Annotated in this window: 10 protein-coding genes and 1 pseudogene; 9 read left to right on the top strand and 2 right to left on the bottom strand. The window is 35.0% G+C overall.

Going from position 1 to position 12,415, the window contains the following annotated elements:
- Nucleotides 1-311 precede the first annotated feature (311 nt).
- The 7 genes from MW688_RS14780 to MW688_RS14750 all read left to right on the top strand — a co-directional run bounded on the left by MW688_RS14780 (nucleotide 312) and on the right by MW688_RS14750 (nucleotide 8,335).
- Nucleotides 312-1,436 (top strand): FAD-dependent oxidoreductase, encoded by a 1,125-nt coding sequence (locus MW688_RS14780; RefSeq protein ID WP_486736779.1) that lies wholly within the window; start codon nucleotides 312-314, stop codon nucleotides 1,434-1,436.
- Between the two features lie 7 nt (nucleotides 1,437-1,443).
- Nucleotides 1,444-2,442 (top strand): glycosyltransferase, encoded by a 999-nt coding sequence (locus MW688_RS14775; protein ID WP_486736778.1) that lies wholly within the window; start codon nucleotides 1,444-1,446, stop codon nucleotides 2,440-2,442.
- Between the two features lie 7 nt (nucleotides 2,443-2,449).
- The gene (locus tag MW688_RS14770) at nucleotides 2,450-3,268 is read left to right on the top strand and encodes a glycosyltransferase family 2 protein (RefSeq protein WP_486736777.1); all 819 of its coding nucleotides are present in this window, start codon (nucleotides 2,450-2,452) and stop codon (nucleotides 3,266-3,268) included.
- A 157-nt stretch (nucleotides 3,269-3,425) separates the two neighbouring features.
- Nucleotides 3,426-5,447, top strand: a complete 2,022-nt coding sequence (locus MW688_RS14765) for a hypothetical protein (protein ID WP_486736776.1) — start codon at nucleotides 3,426-3,428, stop codon at nucleotides 5,445-5,447.
- Between the two features lie 32 nt (nucleotides 5,448-5,479).
- The gene (locus MW688_RS14760; protein ID WP_486736775.1) at nucleotides 5,480-6,250 is read left to right on the top strand and encodes an NAD-dependent epimerase/dehydratase family protein; all 771 of its coding nucleotides are present in this window, start codon (nucleotides 5,480-5,482) and stop codon (nucleotides 6,248-6,250) included.
- Between the two features lie 41 nt (nucleotides 6,251-6,291).
- A complete protein-coding gene (locus MW688_RS14755; RefSeq protein WP_486736774.1) occupies nucleotides 6,292-7,518 on the top strand; it encodes a hypothetical protein in 1,227 nt (408 codons plus the stop codon).
- 4 nt (nucleotides 7,519-7,522) lie between these two features.
- Nucleotides 7,523-8,335: a sugar phosphate isomerase/epimerase family protein gene (locus MW688_RS14750; RefSeq protein WP_486736773.1), complete on the top strand. Its 813-nt coding sequence runs from the start codon at nucleotides 7,523-7,525 to the stop codon at nucleotides 8,333-8,335.
- A 400-nt stretch (nucleotides 8,336-8,735) separates the two neighbouring features.
- On the opposite strand, the gene MW688_RS14745 is transcribed toward MW688_RS14750, so the two are convergent.
- Nucleotides 8,736-9,335: a DUF4230 domain-containing protein gene (locus MW688_RS14745; protein WP_486736772.1), complete on the bottom strand. Its 600-nt coding sequence runs from the start codon at nucleotides 9,333-9,335 to the stop codon at nucleotides 8,736-8,738.
- 207 nt (nucleotides 9,336-9,542) lie between these two features.
- Here MW688_RS14745 and MW688_RS14740 point away from each other — a divergent pair, with 207 nt between their 5' ends.
- Together MW688_RS14740 and MW688_RS14735 are read left to right on the top strand one after the other, a co-directional pair.
- Entirely contained in the window at nucleotides 9,543-10,376 is an 834-nt protein-coding gene (locus MW688_RS14740) for a tetratricopeptide repeat protein (RefSeq protein ID WP_486736771.1), read from the top strand.
- Nucleotides 10,377-10,553: 177 nt separating this feature from the next.
- Complete coding sequence (locus MW688_RS14735; RefSeq protein WP_486736770.1) at nucleotides 10,554-11,762, top strand: AlbA family DNA-binding domain-containing protein; 1,209 nt, start codon at nucleotides 10,554-10,556, stop codon at nucleotides 11,760-11,762.
- Here the strand turns inward: MW688_RS14735 and MW688_RS14730 are convergent.
- Nucleotides 11,678-12,415, bottom strand: a pseudogene (locus MW688_RS14730) (hypothetical protein); the annotation flags it as partial. The gene MW688_RS14735 and the pseudogene MW688_RS14730 sit on opposite strands and share 85 nt — an antisense overlap.

Below are 12,415 nucleotides of genomic sequence, written 5' to 3'. Positions count from 1 at the left end.
CTGCCCAACCTACAGGCTACCTACAGGCTACCTTCTTACTTCAAAACTCGTTACTCATTACTCATTACTCATGTTTGGTGCGTTACGGCAATCCGTTATCTGGCATTGTGATTGATCAAGAGAAATCTTCGGCCTAACGCACCCTACTACAAGTACTACTCATTACTCATCTAACGGTGCGTTACGGGCTTCGCCCTAACACACCCTACAACTACTTTTACGGTAGTATAAAATAATAAATAAATAAATAAAATATAATTGGGAAGAGCCGAACAGTGGCGGATATCTAGTGGGTAAAATGAACGCAAAATATGAGTAATAATTATTTTGACGTAATTGTAATTGGTGGAGGCTTTTTTGGTTGTAAAATTGGGGCTTATCTCCACAATAATTCTGCTAAAGTATTAATTATTGAAAAAAATTCCAATGTACTAGAACGAGCTTCTACCAACAATCAAGCGAGGGTACATAATGGCTATCACTATCCTCGTAGCCTGCTAACCGCTTGGCGATCGCATCTAAATTTACCAGGATTTGTCAAGGAATATCAAGAGGCAATTGTAAATAATTTTAGTAATTACTATGGCATAGGCAAAAAGTTCTCTCAAGTGAATGCTAAGCAATTTCAGCGTTTTTGCCAAAGAGTTTCTCTACCCTTAGTAGAGGCGGAGGGGGAGATTAGTAATTTATTTAACCCTAATTTAGTAGAAGCGGTATTTAAAACAGAAGAATATGTGTTTGATGCTAGTAAGCTATCAAAAATAGTCACAGAAGAATTAACTCAAGCTAAAATTTCTCTACAACTCAACTGCGAAGTAGTTAAAATCCACTCTACTACTAACACCGAACTAGCAGTTACTTATATCAATAATCATCAACAAGTATTTACCGTTACTAGTGCTTATGTTTTTAATTGTACTTACTCTAATATAAACAGTGTCTTAGCTAATTCTCATCTCAATACTATTCCTCTCAAACATGAATTTACAGAAATAGCTTTAACTCAAGTAACAGATACTTTGCAAAATTTAGGTATCACCATAGTTTGTGGACCTTTTTTTTCTTTGATGCCTTTTCCCCTCCGTAACTTACATAGTTTCACACACGTTCGCTACACTCCTCACTGTTACTGGCAGGATCATGATGATTATAGCTATGCCAACGAAACAATTTATCAGGAAACCCCACGTCAAAGCCAATATTACTATATGCTTAAAGACGCTATGCGTTATCTACCGATACTATCAGAATGTGAATATAGAGAATCACTGTGGGAAATCAAAACAGTTTTACCCCAAAGCGAAACGAATGATAGTAGACCAATTCTGTTTAAGCAGGATTCCCAATTACCCAACTTAATCTCGGTTCTAGGTGGTAAGATTGACAATATTTATGATGTATTTGTAGAACTAAAGCAATTATTTAAATTAGAGTAAGTAGTCAATGCCAAGTAATGACTGTTTGGTTTCTGTAATTCTTCCCATGAGTGGTGAAAATATCGAAATTGAGGTAGTGGTTAAAGACATTATCACCATTTTGCAAACTAACTATAGATTTTATGAATTAATTATTGTCAATGACGGAACATCAATCAATATCAACACGACTATTACTCCTATTTTACAAACCTATCCGGGAATAAGACTACTTAATCTTTCCCGCCAATTTGGTGTAGAAGTAGCCATATCCTCAGGCTTAGATACAGCGATTGGGGATGTAATAGTAATCATGTTACCTGGTTATGATCCTCCTGAATTGATTCCTCAAATAGTAGAATCTTGTTTATCAGGAAATCATATTGTCATTGGGGTGTGTGGCGATCGCCGGGGGGATCCTTGGTGGTTAAAAATTGGCGCCTCTGGTTTTTATTTCTGTTGTCATCAATTATTTAACATACCTATAGTTAAAAATGCTACTGAACTTCGGGCCCTAAGTAGACAAGTAGTCAATGCCATTACACAAGTACCAGACAACTACTGTTACCTACGTCTACTGGGTAACTATATCGGCTATCAAACTCAAATATTGACCTATACTCCCTATCGTGGATTGAGAAAGCGTCAAACAAGAAATATATTTGATTTAATTAACTTAGGATTAAAAATTATTTTTATGAATTCGGCTAACCCCTTGCGACTAGCTAGTTATTTAGCCTTAGTAGCGAGTTTATTTAATTTACTGTATATGGTTTATATAGTGTTAGTCTATCTATTGAAAGATAAAGTTGCCGAAGGTTGGGTAACCATCTCGATGCAAAATGCGGTAATGTTTTTTTTAATTTCTCTAATTTTAGCCATACTATCGGAATATATAGGGTTATTAATCGCTAAATCCCGAGGTTGGGCTAACTATTACGTAGCTTCAGAAAAAAATAGTTCTGTACCAATCATACCGGAAAATAAACAGAATATTGTTCATGACTCCCAAGATTTAAATATATAGAAACCAAATGAATAGTTACAGTGATTTAGATTCCACAAACATAGAAGAATGGGAAATTCCCCACTACCAAGTTGACAAGATTCTCCCTCGTCAACATCAATACTGTGTCTGTATATTTGTTATCAACGAAGGAGAAAAAATTAGGAAACAACTAACTAAGATGAAAGACTTAGCCTCCTGTGTAGACATCATCATCGCTGATGGAGGTAGCAATGATAACTCTCTAGACTTAGAATTCTTAGCCAGTGTCAATGTATCTACCCTCTTAACTAAGCGAGACAGTGGTAAATTAAGTAGCCAAATGCGTATGGCTTTTGCCTATGCCTTACAACAAGGATATCAAGGAATTATCACCATTGATGGCAACAACAAAGACGATCCTACAGCCATACCTAATTTTATCTCAAATTTACAACAAGGTTGGGATCATCTGCAAGGGTCACGTTTTATTCCAGGAGGAAAGGGAATCAATACACCTAAGCTAAGATATCTAGGAATTAGACTTATTCATGCGCCTCTTATTAGTCTTGCTGCTGGCAAAATCTATACAGATACAACTAATGGGTTTCGGGGTTATAGTCGTCGTTTCCTCTTAGATAAACGTGTCAATCCCTTTAGAGAAGTTTTTAACGCCTATGAATTACATTATTATTTAGCGATTCGCGCCTGTCGTTTAGGGTATAGAGTTAAAGAATTACCTGTAACTCGTCAATACCCTTTTAATCAAGCGATTCCTACCAAAATTAGCCCCATTCGTGGTAATTTACAAGTTTTAATTACTCTTTTTCAAGCCTGTTTACATCAGTTTAATCCACCACTTTCTTAACTTATACCAAATCCGACATATAAAACCCTGTTATTATCAATCAATGTGTTTGTAGTAGGGCTTTAGCCCTATAATATTTGGGAGTTCATTAAGAAAGTTTAAGTATTTATAGAAAGCTTTTTTATTTTATACTTGAATTTTGCTAACCAACCTCAATATGACTAAAAAACTGTTCAAATCTCAATCTTTATTAATAATAGTAGCAGTTACTACCACCCTAATTTCTATTTTTTTAATAGCTAGTTATCACCAGTTTAACTTAGATTATCTTCCCTATAACGGTGCTTTTCAATCTTTTAACCCCGTGCGAAGAATTTTATCAGGAGAAATTCCTGGTCAAGATTTTAATCCCTATTTAGGTTTAGGTCCAACTTATCTTAATTATTTTTTTACTTTTGGGTTAGGTAAAAATTTTGCAGCTTCTCAATTTAGTATTTATTTTTTATCTTTATTGCTTCACTATTTAGTCTTGTTAATTTTATTGAGATTGGTAGAAGTAAAACTTGAATGGTCTATAATTATAGCTTCAACAACTTTAATAGTTTTAACTTTTGTTTTTCAAGAATACTATTTTGTTAATGAAATTGTCGGACCTGGTAATAGTAATTTAAACTTTCGCTTTTTTTTATCTTTCTTAACATCTATAATTGTCTTCTTGATTCTGAGAATTTCGCCTAAATCAATCTTTACTTACTTTAGTCTAGGAATTTTAACAGGTATACAAATTTTTTGGTCTAATGATTATGGTATCCCTAGCACTATTAATTTATTAATTTTAATCTTGATTTGGCTATTTACAGTTGATAAGCAAAAAGTAATAACTAAACTAATAATTACCTTAACAAGTGCTATAGTCAGTTTTTATGGCGGTGGAACTTTATTTACTGGTAATAGTCTCCAACTCTGGCTAAAAGATAATTTTACTGGCGTTGCTAATGACCAATTTTGGTATTTTTTTTGGTTTACTGGTAATAATAAGCTTTTTTCTTTGTCTAGTTTTAGTCAACATCTGTATCTAATTGGATTTATAGTTATCAGTTGTCTAGCTTTAGGAGTTATCTGGCAGCAAGGTTATCAAAAAGAGCATAAAATCTCTTACTTACTCCTAGGCTATCTCAGTAGCAATACAATCATGGCAGGATTATTATCTTCTCTGGGTGGCACTTTGAGTGTGCGTTATTTTCTCCCCAGTGTTTTTGTGAGTTTTTTTACTATTTATTTGGCAATTAAATTACTATATTTACAGTCTCTATCTATAGGAAAATTATCTAAATCAGCAACAAAGATAATTTTAGTTATACTGTTATGTTTTTATAGCTATAGTTTGACTATAAATTATCAACGCACGATAATTAAAGCTAAACAAGAAAAAACAGAATTTATCAAAGTGCCAGAATTAGGAGGTTGGTTACCACCAAAATGGCAGGAGACTGTGTCTATAGGTAGACATCTGAGGGAAGAGTTAAAAGATAAACCAGTTAATCGAAGAATACTATCAACCTATTCTAGCAGTTTAGATGCGATCGCCAATTCTTTTAATCCTACTGGTATTGATTATATTATCCATGCTTTAGGGAGTGAAAGTCGGCAACAATATCTAGAAAGCTTCGCTAAAATGCAACCAGAGTATATAACCACCCTTAGAGAAGATTATACCCCCTGGGAAACTTGGGCAATACGTAGCAATTGGTGGTTTTATCGAGAGTTTCTCCCTAATTATCAATTAGTAGAAGTAACGTTTTATAATCTCATTTGGAAGAAGAAACTCAAATCAATTAACCACAACTATCCTGCTGTTACCTGTCAAATTACCCAAAAACAAGACAACTTGATACAGTTAACCCTTGATACTTCTGTCAATCTCCAGGAAAACCCAGATATTTACTACTTAGATTTAGGCTTAAATTATGATTTAAACTTCCCTCAGTTATTCAAACCCCGTGGCTTAGTTAATGTTATCGAAGTAAAAACACCTCAAATCAAAGATATTGGTATTCCTGGTAACCATAGTTATGGAATACCTCCCACTCATGAAAATTGGCATATTCCAGTAGCATATAAAATTGGTACTCCATCAATTATTTATCTTAAAGCTTATCCAGAAAATTCAGCTCAATTAAGAGTAAAATCCTGTGAAGCTAAAATAATGATTCCTGCTAAAGCATTTTCTCTATTTTAAAATTAGAAGTAAAGAATATCTGAGTTTGTACAATGATTAAATCTGCTTTAATTGGTTATACAGGATTTGTCGGGAGTAATTTAGCAACTCAAAGACAATTTACCCATTTATATAACTCTAAAAATATCCAAACCATTGTTAATCAGGAGTTTGATTTGGTAATTTGTGCTGGAGTATCAGCAGTCAAATGGTTAGCTAATCAAAAACCCCATGAAGATTGGCAGAATATCTCTAACTTAATTAACTGTTTACAAACTATCTCAGCTAAACAGTTTGTGTTAATTTCTACCGTTGATGTTTACGCTAATCCTATTGATGTGGATGAAACGACGCCTATAGATTTAGAAAACTTACAATCCTACGGAAAACATCGACGCCAATTAGAGTTATTTGTGCAGGATAATTTTAACTCTCTAGTGGTGAGATTACCCGGATTATTCGGCAAAGGCTTAAAAAAGAATATTATTTATGATTTACTAAATAACCATAGAGTAGATAAAATTAATCTAGATAATATATATCAGTTTTATTTTCTAGATGACCTTAACCGAGACATAGAAATAGCCACAAATAACAACTTAAGTATAATCAATATAGCTACCGAACCAATATTAACTCAAACAGTAGCAGCAGAAATACGGCAATCTCCAATTAATAATGCCATAGAGACAACTCTTGTTACCTATGATATGAAAACTAAGTATAGTAAATTGTGGCAGGCTTCAAAACCAGGATACTTGTATACAAAGACAGAAATCTTAGGAAAATTGAGAAAATTTGTTAAGAAATATACCAATCACTAAAACTGATGATTACAATAAGTGAAAATTAGTATAGTAGAAATATGAATAAATTAGTGAAAAAAATAAAGATTTTGCTACCAGTGGCGATCGCCACCCTACTAGTTATAATAATAACCAATTCATCACCAGTAACAAGTCAAGAATCTCCAGAGATAGAAATACTGGCACCCTCAGATATTGTAGGAGGGGATGGGTTTGGCTTGTCTGTAGCAGTGAAAGATAAGTATGGGTTAGTAGGTGCGCCGTATCATGACGATGGTGTTGCTGATAATGGTGCTGTTTATTTATTTGATTTAGAGAGAAACGAAGAAATAGGAAAACTGACGGCTATAGAAACAGAAAAAGGAGGCTTATTAGGATATGCCGTTGATTTGAGCGATCGCTATGCCTTAGTTAGTCAACCATATAGTGATGCGATAGCAAAAGATGGAGGTGCCGCCTATTTATTTTCTCTAACTACTCAAACTAGAGGAGCAATACCCTTAAAAGTAGAAGATATACAACCAGGAGATTTATTTGGCTATGCTGTAGCCTTAAGTGATAATTATGCCTTAGTGGGAGCACCCTATCAAGATGTAGAAGGGGAAGATAGTGGTGTAGCTTATCTTTTTGATGTAATTACTAAAAAACAATTATATAAATTTCAACCTAGAGATGCGGCGGCGGGTGATTTATTTGGCTACTCAGTAGCCCTTACTGATAAATACGCTATAGTTGCTGCTCCCTACAAAGACCAAATTGGTGTAGATAGTGGTGTTGTTTACTTATTTGACTTAATTACTGGAGAAGAAATAGCCAAAATCTTTCCCAAAGATGGAGGCAATGTGGGTGACTTATTTGGAGTAGGTATATTACCGTTAGAATCTTCCCAGCAACAAGTATTAATTGGTGCTCCCTACCGAGATTCCCTAGGTATAGATAGTGGCACTGTTTACCTATTTGACTTAACCACAGAAGAATCCCTGGCAAAAATAATACCCGGAGATTTAGCCGCAGGAGATGTATTTGGGCAATCTCTAGCTATGTTTAATGGTGATGTGTTAATTGGTGCTAATTATCAAGATGATGACGCTGTAGATAGTGGTGCCGTATATATAATTAGCCTCAGTGACTATCAAGAAATAGCAAAAATTAGACCCGCAGAGCCTGAAGCAGGTAGCAGAATGGGTTATGCTGTAGCAGGAGATAGTAACTATGGTCTAATTGCCGCTCCCTACTCAGATAAGTTTGGTGTAGATAGTGGTGTTGTTTACTTAATTAACAAATAAGTCAATGAAAATAGCTATTTCTAACCTAGCTTGGTCAACCTCAGAAACCGATTTAGTAGCACAATTGTTGCACCAATCTTCTATAAAAGGTGTAGAAATTGCTCCCGGGAAAATTTGGAGTCATCCTATCGAGGTTTCCTCAACACAAGCTCAAGAATATCGAAACTATTGGCTAAGTTATGGTATAGAAATTGTTTCTTTGCAATCACTGTTATATGGTAAAAATTTAACTATTTTTGAGAGTGAAGCACAGAGACAAGATACCCGTAATTATTTAGCTAAAATAATAGAATTAGCAGCAAAACTAGAAGCAAAGGTATTAGTATTTGGCTCTCTCAAAAACCGCCGGGTAGGTAATCTCTCTCCTAACATAGTTCAAGAAATTGCTGTAGAGTTTTTTGACTATTTAGGAACAGTTGCTGATCAATACGGTATTAAGTTTTGTATAGAGCCTAATCCGGCAGCTTATAATTGTGATTATATCAATACCTCTCAAGAAGGATATCGTCTAGTAACTAAAGTTAACAATCCTGGTTTTGGTTTACATCTCGATGCCGCTGGTATGACTCTAAGTCAAGAAGAAATTGCCCCTGCCTTAGAGCAAGTATTACCACAACTGTGCCATTTTCATATTAGCGAACCTAATCTACAAGTAATTGGTAGTAGTGGGCAAGTAAATCATCAACTATTTGGGCAAACTCTGAAACTTCTTAACTACTCAGGATGGGTATCTATAGAAATGCTTGCTCAAAATCAAGATAACAATTTAACTAATATTCACCAAGCCCTTAGAATTGCTAAACAATATTATGAATGAAGAATGGGCGAATGAAGAATTGAGTGGTTCTATTCTTCTTGACAAGTATCTGGTGATTGAGTTATGATGTTCGTAGGGGGGAACTCGCCCCTATTGTAGTATAATATACCAGGCTTAATAGTTGTAGTAATTAGTCCAATGGGTTAACCTGGGTGTAATGCACAGCTAATTATCTCGTATTAAGAAACTTATCACCGCGAGAGAAAACCTGCTCAAAATTGCCAGCCTTTACCAGTTAATGGTTTGGGGTCACAAATAACTTGTGAAGTGGCGGAGAGCGCCTCCCAATAACTCAAGATTATTGACCACAAAACAGCCTCTAAGGCGCTCTCCGCTTTCGCTGGCAATTTTGAGTAAGTTTATTGCACCCCGCCAAGCGATTCAACAAAAGTCTTAAACTTTATAGTACACAACTATCACTAGTGGGAGACTGAGTTTTTACTGTCACCTTTTGGTATCCCGCTTGACTTAATAAGGATTTAACCACCTCTTGACTTTTTAAATTAGCTTCTTCTAAAATACCTTCGTTGCAAGCGATAGCAACCATACCCTTTAGAGCTTTACGTTGAGCAGAAGTTTGTAATTGGGGGGCCATATCTGGTCCCAAATTCAAAAAGCCACGGTTGTAATGATAAACTTGGGATTGTTGTACATCAATTTTACTATCTAAAATTCGTGGAGGAGGAAGAGTAATTTCTACACCTGTGGCTGAATGACTAATATTTTCTGCCTTTAACTCATCTAAATCTATTCCTGCCCTAACTTCACCATAAGCTAAGTAGAGTAATTCTGTTTTCCCTACTGTAAAATCACCAATAATTCGTTCTGCATTAGCTGGAACTACAGAGCTAGAAGTAAAAATAACCGTATTCAGTTGACTAACCTTGCGTAATTCATTTATAATCAAAGAAGAAATTTCAACTTGAGAGTGTGTGTGGGGGGTCCAATGTTTTCGCCATGAATTCAGCCAAGAAAAGCTAACTTGAGTGATAGCTACCATTAATACTGCTGAAAAGAAACCTAATCTGGAAAATTTGAACCAAAAAGACTTGTGCATTGCCCTTGTATGAAGTAAAACTAATTTAATAAAAATTTTATCTCTTAGTGTATAGAGAAAACATTATTATTGGAATAAAGCAAAATTTATAAATTTTCCCTACCCTACTATTGTAACTGCTGTTAAGGCAAGGATAACCAAATGGTTTTTATGAGTGAAGAAAAAAAATTCTCTTCATTGTCGGAAGAATACTGGTATTGGTACCATCAAGGCAAACGACAAGAAGAAGAAAAAGATTATAATGAAGCAATGGCCTCCTATGAAAATGCCTTGGCTGTTCGCGAAGATGATTACTGGTCTTGGTATCGTCATGCCAATGTATTGTACGCTTTAGAACGTTATGAAGAGGCAATAAAAAGCTTAGATAAAGCCTTACAAATTCGACAAGATGATTATTGGGCTTGGTATCATCGCGGCTGCGTAGCATTAGAAGAACTAGATGACTATGTAGAAGCAATGAATAGCTTTGAAAAAGCATTGTTAAAAAAACCCAATGACTATTGGGCATGGTATAGACGCGGAGACGCATATCGCCATCTAGGAAGATATGCAGAAGCAGTAAACAGTTATGACCAAAGTTTAACAATTCATCCCTATGATTATTGGGCATGGTATAGACGCGGAGATGCTTTACTAAGAAGCAAACAATATCAAGAGGCAATTGAAAGTTATCGAGAAGCTTTAAAAACAGACTCAAAAGCTTTTTGGACTTGGTATAAGTTAGGAGATGCTTATCGTTACGTAGAAAATCTAGAAGAGGCAATAGCTAGTTATCAAAAAGCCATAGATATAGTACCAGATGATGAATATGCTTGGTATAATCAAGCTTGTTGTGCCGCTAAAACTCAACAAATAGATTTAGCTATAGACTGTCTCAAAGAAGCAATTAGCCTGAATGAAGAAAATAGAGAATTAGCTAAAACTGATCCCGATTTCGCCTCTTTGAGAGCAGACAAATTCTTCCTAGCAATAATCGAAAGTTAAATTCCAAATCGGTAATTAATATACCCACTGAAAATTTAAAATTTAGTGGGATACAATTCTAGCAACATAGCACAAAAATTGATATATAGCATTACATGGGTATAAATTCAAAAATGAAGGTAAATGAACGAGATTTATCAGCCATAAAAACGCAAACTTTCGGAAGTTATAAAGTAAATGCTAACCTTTGATCAACTTTGGGAACTATTAATCACCCAAGATGAAAGCGTACAAATTGAAGCAAAAAAAGCCTCAAATATTGGGAAAAGTTGCTTAGAGACAATTTGTGCATTTGCCAATGAAACTGGTTTAAATGGAGGATATTTAATCTTAGGAGTTATTGCGCCAGAAAATAGCGAAACTAAAGAATATGAAATTATAGGAATTGACGAACCTGATAAAATTCAAAGAGATCTAACCAGTCTTTGCTGCCAGAAATTTAATATTACTATCCGTCCTAAAATTCAACTTGCTACTAAAGATAATAAAACTATCATTATTGCTTATATCCCTGAAGCACAACCGACTGAAAAACCTGTTTATCTCCAAGCGACAGGATTGCCTAAAGGAGCATTTCGTCGTATTTCTTCAGGGGATCATCGTTGTAATGATAATGATTTGCAAGAACTCTATCAAACACGTCAATCTATAAGTTATGACACCACACCAATAACAGAAGCAACATTAGATGACTTAGATCCTAATGCTATTCAAGCCTATAGACAAGCCAAAGCTAATTTAAAACCCAATGCACCTGAATTAGATTACTCTGACCAAGACTTACTCTATTCTCTTAACGTCATCAGTAAACAAAATGGGAATTATTGTCCTACTATCGCAGGATTATTACTATTTGGCAATACGATAGCTTTACGGCGTTATTGTCCACTACATCGGGTTGATTATATCTTAATTGAAGGAACAGAATGGATTGGCGACTATCAAGATAGATACCAAACCATTGAAATTCGAGAACCATTACTTTTAGGTATTCCTCGAATGGTTACATACGTTTTAAACGATTTACCCAACCGTTTTGGACTTGCTGAAGATAGTGTTCAACGTCAAGAAATTCCTCTGATTCCTCGTAAAGTGATTCGGGAAGCGATTGTTAATGCAGTGATGCACCGAGATTATAGAAAACGTAGACCTATACAAATTATAAAATATTCAGACAGACTAGAAATTCATAACTGTGGTTACTCTCTAAAACCGCTTCTAAAAATCTACTCAAATTTACTCAAACAGCAAAATAAGACAGAAAAAAGTCAGCGGTGTATCTTTTGCTATGTAAAGTGTTTTTATTCCTTGCCAATTACTCGGTACTCTACACGTACATGTGTAGACTCAATAGTTGGCTTGACCTTACATACCCAGTTAGGGTAAACTTCGATACGATAAAAGGTATTCCTCTTTATGTATCCAAGTTCAGCTTTCAATAGTTTATTCAGTTTATAATACGCGCGCCATAGATGTGCCCTATCCCTCACAGATAAAGCAGTCTTGATGGTCTGCGGTAATCTTTCACTTAATCTCATCCCTCTTCTACCAATAACCATAGCTGCCGCTACACCACTATTCAATCCGTACATTCTCATATATTTAACCATGCCAATCAAAGAAGTGTATTGAGAGGCTACTTTTTTTATTTCTACACCTCTATTAGCGGCAATAGAGGCTAAAATCTTAAAAAACGAGTTATATCCCCAACTACTCAACATCCGACTATATTTCTTGTTAGTCTCTCTTAAAGATTGTTTTTTACGAGAAAAGTCTAATTTTTCGTGAACAATTGGCTTTCTCGTTTTTAGGGATAAATCCACTAGAAATAATGATGCTTTGACAAATTGCGCTTGTGTCTTACCTTTACTAGAATTACTTTGTAATGAAATAGACCCATGTTTAACTAAATTACCATCAAAATCTAATTCAGCCCAATCAATAGATGATGGATTTAAGTCTAAACTAATTACTCCTAAATTGGCAGTATTAGTCTCAACAGGAATTGTGGTTGGGGTGAATTGGACACAAGCATTCCA

The organism is Johannesbaptistia floridana (assembly GCF_057440575.1).
The sequence above is the reverse complement of the archived record's forward strand: the minus strand, read 5'-3'. Positions and strand labels throughout refer to the sequence as shown.